General features: G+C 38.4%; 19 protein-coding genes. All 19 read left to right on the forward strand.

The genetic code is table 11. From position 1 onward, the window contains the following. Positions 1 to 39: 39 nt before the first annotated feature. The 19 genes from hemW (at position 40) to A2U94_RS02020 (ending at position 18691) form a co-directional block, all read left to right on the forward strand. Positions 40 to 1179: a radical SAM family heme chaperone HemW gene (hemW, locus tag A2U94_RS01930; RefSeq protein ID WP_062954403.1), complete on the forward strand. Its 1140-nt coding sequence runs from the start codon at positions 40 to 42 to the stop codon at positions 1177 to 1179. An 85-nt stretch (positions 1180 to 1264) separates the two neighbouring features. Beyond that, positions 1265 to 2293 carry a heat-inducible transcriptional repressor HrcA gene (hrcA, locus tag A2U94_RS01935; RefSeq protein ID WP_025911656.1) on the forward strand — a complete coding sequence of 343 codons (1029 nt, stop codon included), beginning with the start codon at positions 1265 to 1267 and terminating at the stop codon, positions 2291 to 2293. Positions 2294 to 2392: 99 nt separating this feature from the next. Next, entirely contained in the window at positions 2393 to 2977 is a 585-nt protein-coding gene (grpE, locus tag A2U94_RS01940) for a nucleotide exchange factor GrpE (protein WP_062954404.1), read from the forward strand. A 32-nt stretch (positions 2978 to 3009) separates the two neighbouring features. Next, positions 3010 to 4821 carry a molecular chaperone DnaK gene (gene dnaK / locus A2U94_RS01945; protein WP_025911652.1) on the forward strand — a complete coding sequence of 604 codons (1812 nt, stop codon included), beginning with the start codon at positions 3010 to 3012 and terminating at the stop codon, positions 4819 to 4821. A gap of 211 nt (positions 4822 to 5032) precedes the next feature. Then, positions 5033 to 6160, forward strand: coding sequence for a molecular chaperone DnaJ (gene dnaJ, locus A2U94_RS01950; protein ID WP_025911650.1), 1128 nt, complete (start codon positions 5033 to 5035; stop codon positions 6158 to 6160). A 94-nt stretch (positions 6161 to 6254) separates the two neighbouring features. Then, on the forward strand, positions 6255 to 7196 hold the full coding sequence (prmA, locus tag A2U94_RS01955) for a 50S ribosomal protein L11 methyltransferase (protein WP_061784773.1): 942 nt from the start codon (positions 6255 to 6257) through the stop codon (positions 7194 to 7196). A 19-nt stretch (positions 7197 to 7215) separates the two neighbouring features. After that, positions 7216 to 7965: a 16S rRNA (uracil(1498)-N(3))-methyltransferase gene (locus tag A2U94_RS01960; protein WP_061784763.1), complete on the forward strand. Its 750-nt coding sequence runs from the start codon at positions 7216 to 7218 to the stop codon at positions 7963 to 7965. A 5-nt stretch (positions 7966 to 7970) separates the two neighbouring features. Next, a complete protein-coding gene (mtaB, locus tag A2U94_RS01965; protein WP_025911646.1) occupies positions 7971 to 9332 on the forward strand; it encodes a tRNA (N(6)-L-threonylcarbamoyladenosine(37)-C(2))-methylthiotransferase MtaB in 1362 nt (453 codons plus the stop codon). 236 nt (positions 9333 to 9568) lie between these two features. Further along, complete coding sequence (gene rpsU, locus A2U94_RS01970; protein ID WP_003152957.1) at positions 9569 to 9742, forward strand: 30S ribosomal protein S21; 174 nt, start codon at positions 9569 to 9571, stop codon at positions 9740 to 9742. Positions 9743 to 9760: 18 nt separating this feature from the next. Next, on the forward strand, positions 9761 to 10204 hold the full coding sequence (locus A2U94_RS01975) for a GatB/YqeY domain-containing protein (RefSeq protein ID WP_025911644.1): 444 nt from the start codon (positions 9761 to 9763) through the stop codon (positions 10202 to 10204). A 175-nt stretch (positions 10205 to 10379) separates the two neighbouring features. After that, entirely contained in the window at positions 10380 to 11690 is a 1311-nt protein-coding gene (locus A2U94_RS01980) for an NfeD family protein (protein ID WP_502686065.1), read from the forward strand. Further along, a complete protein-coding gene (floA, locus tag A2U94_RS01985) occupies positions 11690 to 12673 on the forward strand; it encodes a flotillin-like protein FloA (RefSeq protein ID WP_025911641.1) in 984 nt (327 codons plus the stop codon). The genes A2U94_RS01980 and floA overlap by 1 nt, the downstream gene beginning before the upstream one ends. A 14-nt stretch (positions 12674 to 12687) precedes the next feature. Continuing rightward, positions 12688 to 13179 carry a YqfB family membrane protein gene (locus tag A2U94_RS01990; protein ID WP_062954406.1) on the forward strand — a complete coding sequence of 164 codons (492 nt, stop codon included), beginning with the start codon at positions 12688 to 12690 and terminating at the stop codon, positions 13177 to 13179. Positions 13180 to 13239: 60 nt separating this feature from the next. Next, positions 13240 to 13524, forward strand: a complete 285-nt coding sequence (gene yqfC / locus A2U94_RS01995; protein ID WP_025911638.1) for a sporulation protein YqfC — start codon at positions 13240 to 13242, stop codon at positions 13522 to 13524. A gap of 16 nt (positions 13525 to 13540) precedes the next feature. After that, a complete protein-coding gene (gene yqfD / locus A2U94_RS02000) occupies positions 13541 to 14728 on the forward strand; it encodes a sporulation protein YqfD (protein ID WP_062954407.1) in 1188 nt (395 codons plus the stop codon). Between the two features lie 3 nt (positions 14729 to 14731). Beyond that, positions 14732 to 15703 (forward strand): PhoH family protein, encoded by a 972-nt coding sequence (locus A2U94_RS02005; protein ID WP_025911635.1) that lies wholly within the window; start codon positions 14732 to 14734, stop codon positions 15701 to 15703. Between the two features lie 66 nt (positions 15704 to 15769). After that, complete coding sequence (locus tag A2U94_RS02010) at positions 15770 to 17863, forward strand: HD family phosphohydrolase (protein WP_035321374.1); 2094 nt, start codon at positions 15770 to 15772, stop codon at positions 17861 to 17863. Then, positions 17860 to 18330: an rRNA maturation RNase YbeY gene (ybeY, locus tag A2U94_RS02015; protein WP_025911633.1), complete on the forward strand. Its 471-nt coding sequence runs from the start codon at positions 17860 to 17862 to the stop codon at positions 18328 to 18330. The genes A2U94_RS02010 and ybeY overlap by 4 nt, the downstream gene beginning before the upstream one ends. Further along, positions 18308 to 18691 carry a diacylglycerol kinase family protein gene (locus tag A2U94_RS02020; RefSeq protein ID WP_025911632.1) on the forward strand — a complete coding sequence of 128 codons (384 nt, stop codon included), beginning with the start codon at positions 18308 to 18310 and terminating at the stop codon, positions 18689 to 18691. The genes ybeY and A2U94_RS02020 overlap by 23 nt, the downstream gene beginning before the upstream one ends. Positions 18692 to 18832: the final 141 nt, after the last annotated feature.

The raw sequence follows: 18832 nt of genomic DNA on the forward strand, positions 1-18832 counted from the left end.
TTTTTATCATTTACTTTAACTATTTTGAGGTGGAAGACGATGATTGAAGCAGCTTACCTGCACATTCCTTTTTGTCATCATATTTGTCACTATTGTGACTTTAATAAAGTATTTTTCAAAAATCAGCCCGTTATGCCCTATCTAGAAAAAATGAGAGATGAGATGAAGCAGACGGTAGAAAGGTATCCAGCTAATGATTTAAAGACGATTTTTGTCGGTGGAGGAACTCCGACAGCCCTTGATGAAAAGCAACTGACGTACTTTTTAGAATCCATTCATGAATCGTTTCCAGTTCATGATGTAAAAGAGTTTACGTTTGAAGCAAATCCTAATGAGCTAACAGAAGAGAAGTTACGAATTTTACATGCGTACGGTGTGGATCGATTGAGCATTGGTGTTCAAACGTTCAATGAACAGCTTCTTGAAAAAATTGGACGTGTTCATAGCAACCAGCAAGCATTTCAAGCTGTTGACGAAGCGAGAAAAATAGGGTTTAGAAATATTAGCTTAGATTTAATGTACAGCTTGCCTGGACAAATGATTTCTGATTTCAAAGAAACGCTTGATATTGCATTTTCACTGGATGTCGAGCATATATCTGCTTATTCTCTTATCATTGAGCCTAAAACCGTATTTTATAACTTAATGAATAAAGGAAAGCTTCGTGTGCCTTCTCAAGAAGATGAAGCGTTTATGTACGAGATGTTAATGGATGAGATGGATAAGCATGGATATTCTCAGTATGAAATTAGCAATTTTGCTCGTTCAGGCTACGAAAGCCTCCATAACCTGACGTATTGGGATAATAATGATTACTACGGGATAGGAGCGGGAGCTCATAGCTACATTGATGGAATTAGACGATCGAATATTGCACCGTTAAAAAAATATATGCAGGCCGTTACTGAAACGAATCATGCTTATTTAGATGAAATTTCTGTTTCAAAAGTGGAAAGAATGGAAGAAGAGATGTTTCTAGGATTGCGTAAAACAAATGGTGTTAACAAAGCTAGCTTTTACGAAAAGTATAAAGTTGAAATGAATGATGTTTTTTCTGAGCCAATAAAAGAATATACAAACAAAGGATTGTTGGAACAAACCGAAAGTTCGCTGCGACTAACAAAAAAAGGGCGCTTTTTAGGAAATGAGGTATTCCAGGCATTTATTGGTGGAATCTAATCGTTGACATGACCCATAATGATTTGGTAATTTATTATTAGATTTAGCACTCAAGCTTTTAGAGTGCTAACAGAGGTGATGAAACGTGCTTACTGATCGACAACTATTAATTTTACAAGTCATAATTGATGATTTTATTCGATCTGCACAGCCTGTTGGCTCTCGTACACTTTCTAAAAAAAGTGAAATTAACTTTAGTTCAGCAACAATTCGCAATGAAATGTCTGATTTAGAAGAGCTGGGCTTTATTGAAAAAACTCATACATCTTCAGGGCGCGTTCCATCCGAAAAAGGATATCGCTATTATGTGGATCATTTGTTATCTCCGCAGCTATTAACGAATGAAGATATTTCAACAGTTAAGTCTCTCTTTGCTGAACGAGTTGTTGAACTGGAAGAGATTGTGCAAAAATCTGCTCAAATTTTATCAGACTTAACAAGCTTAACGTCCATTGTGCTTGGCCCTAAAGCAGTAACGAATAAGCTCAAGCAGCTGCAGATTTTGCCGTTAACTGAGGAGTCAGCCGTTGCTATTATTGTTACAGATACAGGTCACGTACAGCATCGTACCATTACTTTACCTACTGGTATTGGCGCATCAGATATTGAGAAGATGGTCAATATTTTAAACGATAAGCTAGTAGGCGTTCGGATTACTGAGCTACATGATAAGATGTATAAAGAAGTAGCTTTATTGTTAAAAAATCATATTCGAGGGTATAAAGAAACGATGACGATTTTAAGCGATACGTTAAAGCTGAATACAAGCGGTAAAATGGTTATCGGTGGAAAAACGAATATGTTTGCTCAGCCTGAGTTTCATAACATTGATAAAATTCGTGATTTATTCACTATTATTGAACATGAAAAAGAGTTTTCACAGCTTTTAACGTCTAGTGAATCTGGTATTCACGTTAAAATTGGCCGTGAGAATGAAGTAAACGAAATGGCTGATTGTAGTTTAATTACTGCTACGTATTCGTTTGGTGAAGAACAAATTGGTACCATTGCTTTATTAGGACCGACTCGTATGGAATATGCGCGAGCTATTAGCTTAATGACATTGTTATCTTCTGACATGTCTCGTTTATTAACGAATTTATACAAGCAATAAAAAATAAAAGGAAAGTGCTGGAAGTCATTGCTTCCTGTCTTTCCTATGATAAAATAGACAGCGGCATGAACGTGCTCTAACTTTAAGGAGGTGAAGGAATTGTCAAACGAAAAGCAAGTAGAGGATGTAGTAGAAGAAACTGTAGATACAGAAGTTCAGCAAGAAGAGCCTGTTGAAGAATCTGTAGAAGAATCTGTAGAAGAATCTGTAGAAGAATCTGTAGAAGCTACTCTTCAAACAGAAATTGACCAATTAAAGCAACAGCTTGAAGAACAGGAAAATAGATATGTACGTCTACAAGCTGATTTCGATAATTTCCGTCGTCGTTCTCGTCTTGATGCAGAAGCAGCACAGAAATATCGTGCTCAATCTTTAGTGACAGATATCTTACCAGCACTAGATAACTTTGATCGTGCTCTACAGGTGAACACAGAAGATGAGAATACGAAGTCTGTGATGAAAGGTGTAGAGATGGTCTACCGTCAATTAGTTGAGGCACTTCAAAAAGAAGGTGTTGAGGCAATTGAATCTGTAGGGAAACCATTCGATCCTTATGAACATCAGGCTGTTATGCAAGTAGAAGATGAGGCGTATGAACCAAATACAGTCGTAGAAGAACTTCAAAAAGGGTATAAACTAAAGGATAAAATTATTCGCCCTGCAATGGTAAAAGTAAACCAATAAAACTATTACATAAAACAAGGAGGTTATTTTACATGAGTAAAATCATTGGTATCGATTTAGGTACAACGAACTCTTGTGTCGCTGTTTTAGAAGGCGGCGAGCCAAAAGTAATCCCAAATCCAGAAGGAAATCGTACAACACCATCTGTTGTTGCGTTTAAAAACGGTGAGCGTCAAGTTGGGGAAGTAGCAAAGCGTCAAGCAATTACAAACCCAAACACAATCATCTCAATTAAACGTCATATGGGTACAGATTACAAAGTAGAAGCTGAAGGGAAAGAGTATACACCTCAAGAAATGTCAGCAATTATTCTTCAACATTTAAAAGGATATGCAGAAGAATACTTAGGTGAGCCTGTAACAAAAGCGGTTATTACAGTTCCTGCATACTTTAACGATGCTGAGCGTCAAGCAACAAAAGATGCTGGTAAAATTGCTGGTTTAGAAGTTGAGCGTATCATCAACGAACCAACAGCAGCTGCTCTTGCATACGGATTAGAAAAAACAGACGAAGATCAAACTGTACTAGTATATGACTTAGGTGGAGGTACGTTTGACGTATCGATTCTAGAACTAGGCGATGGTGTATTCGAAGTACGCTCAACTGCTGGTGACAACCGTCTTGGTGGAGATGATTTTGACCAAGTAATCATCGACTACTTAGTAGCTGAGTTTAAAAAAGAAAATGGCATTGATTTAGCTAAAGATAAAATGGCGCTTCAACGTCTAAAAGATGCTGCTGAAAAAGCGAAGAAAGATTTATCTGGTGTAACTTCTACACAAGTTTCATTACCATTTATCACAGCTGGCGAAGCTGGACCACTTCACTTAGAAGTAACGCTATCACGCGCGAAGTTTGAAGAGTTATCTGCAGACCTAGTAGAGCGTACAATGGCTCCAGTACGTCAAGCATTACAAGATGCTGGTCTTTCTGCAAGTGAACTAGATAAAGTTATTTTAGTTGGTGGTTCTACTCGTATTCCAGCTGTACAAGAAGCAATTAAAAAAGAAACTGGTAAAGAGCCTCATAAAGGCGTAAATCCTGATGAAGTTGTTGCTTTAGGTGCAGCAATTCAAGGTGGCGTATTAACTGGTGATGTAAAAGACGTAGTATTACTAGATGTAACGCCATTATCTCTAGGAATTGAAACAATGGGTGGCGTATTTACAAAGCTAATTGAGCGAAACACAACAATTCCTACAAGTAAATCACAAGTATTCTCAACGGCAGCTGATAACCAAACGGCTGTAGACATTCATGTGCTTCAAGGTGAACGTCCAATGTCAGCTGACAACAAAACGTTAGGTCGTTTCCAATTAACGGACATTCCACCAGCTCCACGTGGTGTACCTCAAATTGAAGTAAGTTTTGATATTGATAAAAACGGTATCGTAAACGTACGTGCAAAAGATTTAGGTACAAATAAAGAGCAAGCAATTACAATCAAGTCTTCTACTGGTTTATCAGATGATGAAATCGAACGCATGGTAAAAGAAGCAGAAGATAATGCGGATGCAGATAAAAAGCGTAAAGAAGAAGTTGAATTACGCAATGAAGCAGATCAACTTGTATTTACAACTGAAAAAACGTTGAAAGACCTTGAAGGTAAGGTTGAAGAAGCGGAAGTAACAAAAGCTAACGAAGCAAAAGATGCGTTAAAAGCTGCAATTGAAAAGAATGACCTTGAAGAAATCAAAGCGAAAAAAGATGAACTTCAAGAGGTTGTTCAAACTCTAACGGTGAAAATGTACGAGCAAGCTCAACAAGCAGCTGGTGGCGAAGGCGCTCAAAACGATGATGTTGTAGATGCAGAGTTTGAAGAAGTAAACGACGATAAAAAATAATGCATCTTGACGACTAATGTGAAGGACGCCACGGTGCAATTCACAGGATTTCAAAAGTCAAAGTCAAGCTATCTCTTGGCTTTGACTTTTTTAACGTACAAAAATAGCAATTCACAATAGGTTCGGTGTGTCGCTTAACTTTTCTGTTGCGATGGAAAGATTAATGATGATACAATTACGTTTATGTGAAACGATTCGGGAGTGAGTATTGATGAGTAAGCGAGATTACTATGAAGTACTCGGCATCAGCAAAGGCGCTACAAAAGATGAAATTAAAAAAGCGTACCGTAAGCTTTCAAAAAAATATCATCCAGATATTAATAAAGCCGAGGATGCTGCAGAGCAATTTAAAGAAGTCAAAGAAGCATATGAAGTATTGAGTGATGATCAAAAGAAAGCACACTATGATCAATTTGGTCATACTGATCCAAATCAAGGCTTTGGTGGTTTTGGCGGCGGATCAGACTTTGGCGGCTTTGGCTTTGAAGATATTTTTAGTTCAATCTTTGGTGGTGGAGGTCGTAGAAGAGACCCTAATGCGCCAAGACAAGGTGCCGATTTACAATATACGATGACGTTATCGTTTGAAGAAGCGGTATTTGGGAAAGAAACAACAATTGAAATTCCTCGTGAAGAAACATGTGACACATGTAATGGGTCAGGTGCAAAGCCAGGTACAAAAGTAAGCACATGTTCACACTGTAACGGTTCTGGGCAATTAAATGTGGAACAAAACACGCCGTTTGGTCGTGTAGTAAACCGTCGTGCTTGCCATCATTGTAATGGAACTGGTAAGAAAATTGAGCAGAAATGTTCAACATGTCACGGAGAAGGAAAAGTAACAAAACGTCGCAAAATTAATGTGAAAATTCCAGCTGGTGTGGATGATGGTCAACAGCTTCGCGTGAGTGGCCAAGGAGAACCTGGTGCAAATGGCGGTCCATCTGGAGACTTATACGTTGTGTTTAACGTTCGATCACATGAACTCTTTGAGCGTGACGGTGATGATATTTATTGTGAAATGCCGTTAACCTTTGCACAAGCCGCACTGGGAGATGAAGTGGAAGTACCGACGCTGCATGGAAAAGTAAAGTTGAAAATTCCTGCAGGTACGCAAACGGGTACGAGGTTCCGACTAAAAGGGAAAGGTGTAGCAAACGTTCGAGGATATGGTCAGGGTGACCAGCATATTCACGTGCGCGTTGTTACACCAACAAAGCTTTCTGAGAAACAAAAACAATTGATCCGAGAATTCGCAGAATTAAGCGGACAAGAAGCAGTTGATGAGCAGCACGATTCTTTCTTTGCAAAAGTAAAGAGAGCAATTAAAGGCGAATAGTAAACACTGACAGGTTGGTAAAATGCTTTACCAACCTGTCAGCTGTCATAAAACAAAATGAAGTGAAAAAATAGAAGGGATGAAGTTGGTAGAGATGAAATGGTCTGAAATTTGTATTCATACGACACAGGAAGCGATTGAACCAATCTCACATATTTTACATGAATCAGGAGCGAGCGGTGTTGTAATCGAAGATCCTGCAGATTTAATAAAAGAAAGGGATACAACTTTTGGGGAAATCTACCAGCTCAATGCCGATGATTACCCTGAAGAAGGCGTAATTGTAAAAGCATACCTTCCTGTAAATAGCTTCTTAGGTGAGACGGTTGAAGGTATTAAAGAGGCTATTAACGGCCTGTTAGTTTATGACTTTGATTTAGGTGCAAACAAGGTGACAATCAGTGAGGTAAATGAAGAAGAGTGGGCAACTGCATGGAAGAAATATTATCATCCTGTAAAAATATCTGAGCGTTTTACAATTGTCCCTACTTGGGAAAACTATGAAAAAGTCAACACAGATGAATTAATTATTGAATTAGATCCAGGGATGGCGTTTGGAACAGGGACCCACCCAACAACGGTCATGTCTTTGCAAGGACTTGAACGAACGGTTAAAGAAAATGATACGGTTATCGATGTTGGAACAGGTTCTGGCGTTTTAAGTATTGGTGCAGCAATGCTTGGAGCAAAATCTGTAAGAGCACTTGATCTTGATGAAGTAGCCGTTCGTTCTGCTCGTTTAAACGTAAAGCTAAACAAAGTGCAAGATGCTGTAACGGTTGCTCAAAATAACCTTTTAAATAATATTGAAGGTCCTGTAGACGTTGTTGTTGCAAATATTTTAGCGGAAATTATTGTTCGTTTTGTTGACGATGCATATGCGGTTCTGAAGCCAGGCGGTTCATTTATTACATCAGGCATAATTAGTGCCAAGAAAGAAGAAGTAAAAGAAGCGCTTGTGAAGGCTGGATTTGTTATTGAAGAAGTAACAATGATGGAAGATTGGGTAGCTATTATTGCGACTAAACAAGCTTGATAAGTGAGAAGGTGTAGCTGTGCAACGTTATTTTCTAAAAAATGATCAATTTGTTGATAAAACGGTGAGAATTACTGAATCAGATGCTCACCACATTCAGCGAGTGATGAGAATGTCAGAAGGAGAACGTATTATTTGTTGCAATGAAAATGGACAAGCGGCTCTCTGTGAGATTGAAATGATTTCCACTGACGAAATCCAAGGATCTATTATAGAATGGCTAAGTGAAGAAAAAGAAATGCCTGTGACAGTTACGATTGTGAGCGGGTTGCCTAAAGGGGATAAGCTTGAGCTTATTATTCAAAAAGGGACAGAACTTGGCGCAACGAGGTTTATCCCTTTTATTGCGGATCGCTCCATTGTGAAATGGGACGAGAAAAAAGGTAAAAAGAAATTAGAGCGATGGAACAAAATTGCAAAGGAAGCTGCAGAGCAATCTCATCGTACCATAGTGCCAGCTGTTGACAGTCCGATGACTTTAAAACAGCTCGTTGCAGCAAGCGACTGTACGCATAAAATTGTAGCGTATGAAGAAGTAGCTAAGCAAGGTGAGTCTTCTAATTTGCATCATGTTTTATCTAATCTACAGCCAGGTGATTCGCTTTTGGTTGTTATTGGACCAGAAGGTGGACTCACAGAACAAGAAGTTGCGTTTTTAGAAGAACATCAATTTATTAAATGTGGATTCGGTCCTCGAATTTTACGTGCAGAAACAGCACCGCTATACGTGCTATCTGCTATTTCATATCAAACTGAGTTAATGGGGTGAACACAATGCCAACAGTTGCTTTCCACACGTTAGGGTGTAAAGTGAATCACTATGAAACAGAAGCTATTTGGCAGTTGTTTAAAGGAGCTAACTACGATCGCGTAGAATATGAACAAACTGCTGATGTATATGTTATCAATACCTGTACGGTAACGAACACAGGTGATAAAAAAAGTCGCCAAGTAATTCGTCGTGCAATTCGTAAAAATCCAGATGCTGTTATTTGTGTAACAGGATGTTACGCACAAACATCACCAGCAGAAATAATGGCGATTCCTGGCGTTGATATCGTTGTAGGTACACAAGATCGCGTGAAGATGCTAGATTACATTGAACAATTTAAACAAGAGCGCCAGCCGATTAACGGCGTAGGAAATATCATGAAAACACGCGTATATGAAGAATTAGACGTACCAGCTTTCACGGACCGTACGCGTGCATCCTTGAAAATCCAAGAAGGCTGTAACAATTTCTGTACGTTTTGTATCATTCCTTGGGCAAGAGGTTTAATGCGTTCACGCGATCCAAAAGAAGTTGTAGCGCAAGCTCAACAATTAGTAGATGCTGGTTATAAAGAGATTGTTTTAACGGGAATTCATACGGGTGGCTACGGTGAAGATATGAAAGATTATAATCTTGCACAGCTATTACGTGATTTAGAGTCTCAAGTAAAAGGATTAAAACGCATCCGTATTTCATCAATTGAAGCTAGTCAGATTACAGACGAAGTTATCGACGTGTTGGATAAATCTGAAATGGTTGTTCGTCATTTACACGTGCCCCTTCAGTCCGGGTCAAATACGGTGTTAAAGCGCATGCGTCGTAAGTACACAATGGAATTCTTTGGAGAGCGTTTGACACGCTTAAAAGAAGCGTTACCTGGACTTGCGATTACATCTGATGTAATTGTAGGATTCCCTGGTGAAACAGAAGAAGAGTTTATGGAAACATACAACTTCATTAAAGAGCATAAATTCTCAGAGCTTCACGTGTTCCCATACTCTAAGCGTACAGGTACACCTGCTGCTCGCATGGACGACCAAATTGATGAAGAAGTGAAAAACGAGCGCGTACATCGCTTAATCGAGCTTTCAAATCAACTGGCGAAAGAGTATGCTTCAGAATTTGAAGGTGAAGTATTGGAAGTTATTCCGGAAGAACGTTACAAAGAAGAATCAAATAGCAATCTGTACGTTGGTTACACGGATAACTATTTGAAAGTAGTGTTCCCAGCAACGGAAGAAATGGTTGGAAAGCTTGTGAAAGTAAAAATTTCTAAAGCTGGTTACCCATATAACGAAGGTGAGTTTGTACGTGTGATGGACGATGTAGAAATGCCAGCAGATCGCGTTAAACTAAGTTCTTAATTTCAAAAAGCACACGCAGGTTTGGAAGATAAAGAAAGCCTGCGTGTGCAAGTTTTATAATTGATTGAGAAAATGGGTATGGTTTAATAAGTGAATTCATAAAATACAATTGAATGGGTTTATTACTTTATTTAAACTGGTTGACCTTAAGAGTTCATTATATTATAATGGCAAAAGACATGTCTAACACATGTCATTATGATGTTAGTGGTTTTGTTCGGAGGGAGGGAATTAGAATGTCAAAAACAGTTGTTCGTAAAAACGAATCGCTTGAAGATGCTCTTCGTCGCTTCAAACGTTCAGTTTCAAAAACTGGTACGTTACAAGAAGCAAGAAAGCGCGAATTCTATGAAAAGCCTAGCGTAAAGCGTAAGAAGAAATCTGAAGCTGCTAGAAAGCGCAAGTTTTAATAAGAGGGTGGATTTATTATGAGTCTTCTCGAGCGTTTAAATAGTGATATGAAGCAAGCGATGAAAAACAAAGAGAAAGAGAAGCTAACTGTGATTCGCATGGTAAAAGCATCTCTTCAAAATGAAGCCATTAAGTTGGGCCACGATCTAACTGAAGCAGACGAGTTGACGGTTATTTCTCGCGAATTCAAACAACGTAAAGACTCCCTCCATGAATTTGAGAAAGCAGGTCGTCAAGATCTTGTTGATAAAATTCATTCTGAATTAGTTATATTAGAAGCTTATGCGCCTAAGCAACTAAGTGAAGAAGAGTTAAGCGAATTGATTAAAGCAACGATTGAAGAAACGCAGTCTTCCTCTAAAGCTGATATGGGGAAAGTTATGGGAGCGCTTATGCCTAAAGTGAAAGGTAAAGCTGATGGCTCTCTTGTAAATAAGCTTGTTCTTCAACACTTATCGTAAAAAACACCTTACACACGTAAGGTGTTTTTTATATGTTATAGGTTCATATTCATACATAAAAAGTTTCAAAAACTTGAAACTATTTGTAAAGTTAATCGTATAAGAAGATAAGCACTCATATGATGCAAAGAGAGGAGGGGTGATAGAATAAGTGAAAAAAATAACTGTAAGCATCATTGTCGCTACGTTTATCATACTTTGTTTCTTGCTACAAGCCTTCACTGCTAGTTCAGAGAAAGTATATGTCATTCCAGTTGAGGATACAGTTGAAAAAGGACTTCTCGCTTTTTTAAACCGTAGTATTAAAGAAGCAGAAACCGAAAAGGCAGATTTAATTGTGTTAGATATTAATACGCCTGGTGGGGCCGTAGATGCTGCTTCTGATATTGGAAAAAGTATTACAAAAACGGATATTCCCATTGTTGCGCTCGTCAATAAAAAAGCATTATCCGCAGGAGCATACATTGCCTTAAATGCGGATGAAATTTATATGACTCCTGGATCAACAATGGGTTCTGCAGCTGTTATTGATGGGTCAGGTAACGCAGCGGACGACAAAGCACAGTCTTATTGGCTATCAGCGATGAAAAGCGCCGCTGAGCAAAATGGACGCGACCCAAAATATGCAATGGCAATGGCAGATAAATCGATTGAGCTGCCAGAGCTGGACATAACGAATAAAGAACTGCTAACGCTGACTCCTAAACAAGCGGAAGACGTACAATATTCTGAAGGAACAGTTGCTAATTTAAATGAGCTATTAGATAAATTAGGCTATGAAAATTCGGATGTGATTACAACAAAGGTTAGCTGGGCAGAGCATATCGCTCGCTTCGTTACCAATCCAGTAGTCGTACCAATTTTGCTGTCGATAGGAGGACTAGGTTTAGTGATTGAGCTTTATACGCCAACGTTTGGTTTAGCTGGTTCCATGGGAATTGGTGCGCTACTTCTATTCTTTTATGGTCATCTGGTAGCGGGATTAGCAGGAATGGAAGCAATTATTGTATTTATTATTGGAATTGTTCTTCTGCTTTTAGAGCTTTTCTTACCAGGTGGAATATTAGGAATAATTGGGTTAGGGGCTATTTTTGTTAGTTTCTTTCTCACTACGGATAACTACGTGCAAATGGGAGTGTCGTTAATCATTGCTTGTGCTGTTGCTTTGGGAGGAGCGTTTGTTATGATGAAATTTTTTGGTAAGAGAATGAAAACGTTGAGAAAGATGGTATTAAGTGACTCACTTAATACAGAGTCGGGTTATGTTTCTAACCAAAATCGTTATGAATTGATCGGTAAAGAAGGGGTAACAATTACACCACTTCGACCATCTGGTACAGTTTCAATCAATGATGAATACATCGACGTAGTATCAGAGGGGAATTATTTAGCAAAAGATGTTAAAGTGAAAGTGATGAAAGTAGAAGGATCACGAGTTGTGGTACGAAAAGTGAAAGACTTACCAACCGAGGAGGAAGTTAAATAATGGAACCAGGTAGCTTATTATTTTTTGTTGCAATTGGCTTAGGCATTATACTATTAGCCGTATTCTTTACGTTTGTACCGGTAATGCTGTGGATTTCAGCATTAGCAGCAGGTGTACGTATTAGTATCTTTACACTAGTCGGAATGAGATTACGTCGCGTTATCCCGTCTCGCGTTGTAAATCCATTGATTAAAGCAAGTAAAGCTGGATTGGATGTTTCGACAAATCAGCTAGAGAGCCACTACTTAGCAGGTGGTAACGTTGACCGCGTGGTTAATGCGTTAATTGCTGCTCAGCGTGCAAACATTGAACTATCATTTGAACGTGGAGCTGCGATTGACTTAGCGGGTCGTAATGTGTTAGAAGCTGTTCAAATGAGCGTTAATCCAAAAGTAATTGAAACACCTTTTATTTCAGGTGTGGCGATGGATGGTATTGAAGTAAAAGCAAAAGCTCGTATTACAGTACGTGCAAACATTGACCGTTTAGTAGGGGGAGCTGGAGAAGAAACAGTTATTGCCCGTGTCGGTGAAGGGATTGTTTCTACAATTGGTTCTCAGCAAGATCATAAAAAGGTATTAGAAAACCCAGATATGATTTCACAAACTGTTTTAACAAAAGGGTTGGATTCAGGAACAGCCTTTGAAATTCTATCAATTGATATTGCAGATATCGATATCGGTAAAAACATTGGTGCAGTCCTTCAAATTGACCAAGCGGAAGCTGACAAAAACATTGCACAAGCAAAAGCGGAAGAGCGCCGTGCAATGGCTGTAGCACAAGAACAAGAAATGCGTGCAAAAGTAGAAGAGATGCGTGCAAAAGTAGTAGAAGCCGAAGCGGAAGTTCCGTTAGCGATGGCAGAAGCACTGCGCTCTGGTAACCTTGGCGTGATGGATTATATGAATATCCGAAACATTGATGCAGACACGGACATGAGAGATTCTATCGGCAAAATGGGACAGGATGACGAAGAGAAATAAGGAGGGCTCTCCTCATGAACATAATTCAAGGCATATTTGAATTTATTATCGGAAATCTCTTTCTTGTTATCATCGTCGGAGGCTTTATTTTAAACGTTATTCAACGTTATATTGGTTCAGGGGCAGAAGAGGAAGAAAAACGCCCACAGCGCCAGCCAATGCCTCCTGTTGGTAATCCTACTTCTAGAGAAGAGAGAAATCGACCAAAACGAATACCCTATCGTCCTTCTGAGCGCAACAAAAAAGAAACGGTAGTAGAAGCTAAGAAAGATATGAAAGAAGAGGCTCAAGCCGTTCGGAATGAGCTTCAGGAAAAGCTTGAACAATTAAAGACTCAAAGAGAAATACCAAAGCGAGCTGAAACGAGCTCAGTTTCATCTATCAACAAAAAGCAGGATACATCTACTCGTCCCGTTGTGTTTTCGAAGAAAGCAGCAATTCAAGGTGTTATTTGGTCGGAAGTACTAGGACCGCCAAAGTCGAAAAGACGAAGTTATAAAAGATAAATAGATGTGATACATTAACCCCCTTTCTCATAAACATGAGATGAAAGGGGGTTCTTTTTTATGAGCAAAACATGGAGACAGCAAATGAAAAGATGGATGACGAAAACGATGGAACTACCCGCTGATGTGTTAATGGATCTTCCTCGGATTACGTTAGTTGGACAAATACACATATATATTGAAAATCACAAAGGTTTATTAGCCTTTTCTGATACTGAAATACGAGTGTTGTTGAAGCAGGGACAAATGCTAGTCCGCGGTGAAGGACTCGTGATAAAGGTGATTTTACCTGAAGAATTAGTGTTAGAAGGGAAAATTAATCAAGTTCTTTATTTAGAACAGTAAGGGTAGGAGGAACATAATGAAGAATGGATGGACAAACTTTATTATTGGAACCGTTCGAATTCGAATTGTTGGAAAAGGTATTGAACGTTTTGTGAATTTATGCGTGCGCCAAGGAATTATGATCTCTCATGTCAAAAAAGTAGAAGAGGGTTGTATTACAGCCACTATTTTGTTGAAAGACGTCAAAAAAATTCGTATACTGATTCGAAAAGCTGACTGCAAAATTTATTTTGTACGTCGGCAAGGGTTTCCTTTTTTTACAAAAACAATGTGGAGAAACAGCGGGTTTGTATTAGGCGTTCTTTCTTTTTTTCTTTTGCTTACGCTGCTATCTAATATGATATGGAAAGTTGAGATAACTGGAGCTTCTCCAGAAACAGAATATGAAATGACCAAGAAGCTAAAGGAAGTTGGCGTTAAGAGAGGAGAATTTCAATTTTCATTAGGTAGTCCTGAGCAAATACAGCGTTACTTAACCGACTCCATGAATAATATCACATGGGTCGGTGTAGAGGTTAAGGGAACTTCTTATCACTTTCAAGTTGTTGAGAAGAATGAACCAAAGCAGCAGGAGAAATCATCTCATCAGCATTTAGTTGCAGCTAAAAAAGCAACGATTACAAAAATGTTTGTTGAGAAAGGACAACCTTTGGTAAAAGTAAACGACGTGGTAAATGAAGGTGAAGTACTGGTTTCTGGTATTATTGGTAACGAGAAAAATAAGAAGGTTGTATCAGCAAAAGGAGAAGTTTATGGGGAGACATGGTACAGGTCTGAAGTAGAAGTTCCACTGGAAACTAATTTTCATGTGCTGACTGGAGAATCCTATAATAAGCACTACTTAGATTTAAGCGCATTTAAAATGCCGCTTTGGGCGTTTTCAAAAGAAAAGTATAGAACGACAAAAGTTGAAAAAGAAGTGAAGCCGCTGTACTTTTTCAAGTGGAAAACACCCCTTTCTTATGAAAAAGTGATTATAAGAGAAGATCAAACTACAAAACGGGTATACTCTAAACAAGAAGCCGTTGCGAAAGGGCTTGAAACGGGTCGAAAACAATTAAAAGCATTTTTAAGTGAAGATGCTGAAATAAAAGGTGAAAAAGTTTTGCACCAGCAACTTGAGAATGGTAAAGTAAAATTATCAATACATTACCAGGTTATAGAAAATATTGCGAGTACCCAACCAATTATTCAAGGAGATTGAGGAATGTCAGAACAGCTAGTAACAATTAACGTACAACTTGACGATTCAAACGAAGCAATTTCTTTATTCGGTGTTCAGGATGTTAACTTGAAAAGAATTGAAGAAGAAATGAATGTAAACATCATCTCTCGAGGTGAAACAGTCATTGTTTCAGGTAACCCTGAAGATGTACAAACCGTTGAAGAAATGTTAAAGAAGCTAGTAACAATTATTCGTAAAAACATTACAATTTCAGAACGAGATGTTGTCTATGCAATTCAGCTTGCTAAAAAAGGTACGCTGGAGTTTTTTGAAGATGTATATGAAGAAGAGATTGCCAAAAATGTACAGGGTAAGTCAATTCGTGTTAAGACATTAGGGCAAAGTCACTATATTTCTGCTATTAAAAAGAATGACCTTGTATTTGGTATTGGACCAGCGGGAACGGGAAAAACGTATTTAGCCGTAGTAATGGCCGTTAACGCCTTAAAAAATGGTTTTGTAAAGCGTATTATTTTAACGCGCCCAGCTGTTGAAGCAGGGGAAAGCTTAGGTTTTTTACCAGGAGATTTAAAAGAAAAGGTAGATCCTTATTTACGACCACTATATGATGCGCTGCATGATGTGTTAGGAACGGAGCATACGCAGCGACTAATAGAAAGAGGAGTAATTGAGATTGCTCCACTTGCTTATATGCGTGGCCGTACATTAGACGATGCTTTTGTCATTTTAGACGAGGCGCAAAATACAACATTAGCACAGATGAAAATGTTTTTAACTCGATTGGGTTTCGGGTCAAAAATGATTATTACAGGTGACGTATCACAGGTGGACTTGCCTAGAGGTGTGAAGTCTGGATTAGGGTCAGTTACAAAAATATTAAATAATGTAACAGGCATTTCGTTTATCCATTTAGATCAATCAGATGTCGTTCGTCATCCATTGGTTGGTCGAATCATTCAAGCGTATGACCAATTTGACAAAGAGACCCTTTAATTTAGGGTCTATTTTTTGTAAAAGGGGGAAATTGGTGTGTCAAAGTTTCGGTTTTTTAAACAAACAATGGCACAGATCGAAAAGCTGCGGTTAATTCAACTAGGGTTATATGCTTTAATTGGTCTCATTATGTTTGCGTCTATGTACAGCAATGTAAAGCCAGAAGAATTGGACTTGAGGCTTTTATCGATTTCACCGGAGACGATTTACTCACCTGTGACAATTGAAGATAAAGAAAGTACAGAAAAGAAGAAGGCAGAGGCAAAAGAAGCAGTTGAAGATGTGTATACACAAAAAACAGAATATGCACAAAACCAGGTCGATCTTGTTGCATCTATTTTTGATGCTATTATTGAAGTGAATAAAGAGTACGATCAGTTAGAAAATAAAAGCGAAACAAGCAAGCAAGAAATGTTGCAGGACAAGCTTCCAGATAATATTCGTAAGGGTCTATCTGACAAGGCAATTAGCGAGCTTTTACAGACGAACAAAGAAGAATTATCGGTTGCAAAAGATGCGGTTGTTACAGCAGTCCACCACGTAATGAAAAACCAAGTTATGATTAGTGACTTAGAAGAAATGAAAGACCAAGCTGAGGGGCAGCTGGTGTATACAACTAATGTAAGTTCTAGCTTAAAGGCTGCGATGAATGAAATCGCAAGATCTTCTATTATTCCAAATGTCATTTACGATCCACAAAAAACATCTGAAAATCGCCAAGCAGCAGTTGAAAAAATAGAGCCTGTGCGGATTAAGCAAGGTCAAATTATTGTGGAAGAAAATCAGCTCATCAATGCGGATATCTACCGTCAGCTTCAGCTTGCTGGGCTGTTAAACAATAAAGGAATGCTGCAACCGTTTATTGGCTTAAGTTTGCTAATTATTATTATGATTGGCGGAGCAGCTTTTTATTTGCGAGGCCTTCATGCAAATACATATAAGCCACTCCTTTTATATGCAATTATCACAAGTATTACGATTGCTTTAATGAAAATCTTAAGCTTTTTTCAACGAATTGATTTATCTGAAATTGGCTACTTAGCCCCTGTGGCTGTTGGTGGTATTTTGCTGCGAGTGTTAATGAATGAGAAGATTGCCATTATTTCCAGCATCATTTTTGCCATTTGCGGTAGCATTATTTTTAACGGTGAATTGACAACAGTGTTTAATATGAATATAGGGATTTACTTTTTGATTAGTAATATTACAGCTATCTTGTTTTTAATGGACAAACAGCGCAAGGCAAGAGTGCTTCAAGCAGGACTCGTTGTCGCGCTAATGAATGTGATTGTTAGTCTATCAATTATTTTTATTAAAAATGGTCAGTTAGATACAATGGAGCTTGGTTATTATAGCTTAATGGCAATGGCATCTGGCATTATCTCTTCAGTATTAGCCATTGGTTTGCTTCCTTTCTTTGAAAGTGGCTTTGGTATTTTATCAACAATGAAGCTAATTGAGCTATCTAGTCCAAATCATCCTTTACTGAGAAAAATCTTAACGGAAACGCCGGGTACGTATCATCATAGCGTAATGGTAGCTAACCTTTCAGAAGCTGCTTGTGAAACAATTGGAGCGAACGGTTTGCTCGCACGCGTAGGGGCTTATTATCACGATATTGGTAAAACGAAGCGTCCTCAATATTTTATTGAGAACCAAATGAATATTCGTAATCCACATGATACGTTATCTCCAAAAGTCAGCAAAAATATCATTACATCTCATACAACAGACGGAGCGGCTATTTTGCGCAAGCATAAGCTACCAAAAGAGATTGTTGATATTGCCGAGCAGCATCATGGAACGTCTTTATTAAAGTTCTTCTATCATAAAGCATTGGAACAAACAGAAGAAGAAATAAAAGAAGAAGACTATCGTTACGAGGGGCCTAAGCCACAAACAAAAGAAGCAGCCGTCATCTGCATTGCAGACAGCGTAGAGGCTGCTGTGCGTTCGATGCCCAATCCAACCCCAGAAAAGATTGAGAAGCTAGTGCGAAGCATCATTAATGACAGAGTTGAAGATGAGCAGTTTATTGAATGTGATATTACATTAAAAGAATTGGAATTGATTAGACAAGCTCTTTGTGAGACGCTAAATGGTATATTCCATTCTCGTATTGAGTATCCTGAATTAAAAAAACAGAAGGTGAAAGCATGAGTTTATTAATTGACTTTATTGATGAAACAAATGAAATAACAAATGAACAAAAAGAAACATTAGAAGCCTTATTAGCAGTAGCTGCTGCTAAAGAAGGTGTAGAAGACGGAACAGAAGTATCAATTACGTTTGTAAACAATGAACGTATTCAAGAAATCAACCGTGAATATCGTGACAAGGACAAGCCGACGGACGTTATTTCTTTTGCTTTAGAGGAAATGGGCGAAGGGGAGATTGAAATCTTTGGAGAGGAAATGCCGCGAGTTTTAGGCGATATTATTATTTCCGTTCCAAGAACAGTTGAGCAAGCTGAAGAATATGGCCACTCCTTTATGCGCGAACTAGGTTTTTTAACCGTACATGGTTTCTTACATTTGCTTGGTTATGATCACGAAACGGTTGAAGATGAGAAGCAAATGTTTACACGTCAAAAGGATATTTTAGATGAGCATGGACTCACGCGATAAAAGAGGAATAAGACGATTAGTTCGTAGCTTTGGCTATGCAATAGAAGGATTTAAGTATGTAGTTACAAAGGAAGCAAACATGAAAATTCATGTTTTCGCTTCCTTTGTAGTTATCTTAGCAAGCTTGTGGTTTCGTATCTCATTAACAGAATGGCTGGTTGTTCTGCTGTTAATTGCAGGTATGTTTAGCTTAGAACTTATGAATACGGCTGTTGAAAAAACAGTGGATTTAATTACAACTAAACGTCATCCTTTAGCAAAGCACGCAAAAGATGCTGCCGCTGCGGCAGTGTTGGTTTATGCGTGTTTTGCTGTTGTTATTGGCATCCTTATCTTTTGGAAATACATCTTCTTTTCATGAGTTGTTTGTATTCTCTATATAGCGTTGTGCTATAATGATGCTATAGTAAGATTTGCTCTTTTTTACAGCATGCTAAACTGATTACGTGTTGTAGAAAAGGTGATAAGAATATTATGAATGGATCAATCATCGGAGGCTTTA

Origin of the sequence: Bacillus sp. VT 712, from assembly GCF_001614195.1 — a bacterium.
Lineage (GTDB): Bacteria > Bacillota > Bacilli > Bacillales > Bacillaceae_H > Priestia > Priestia flexa.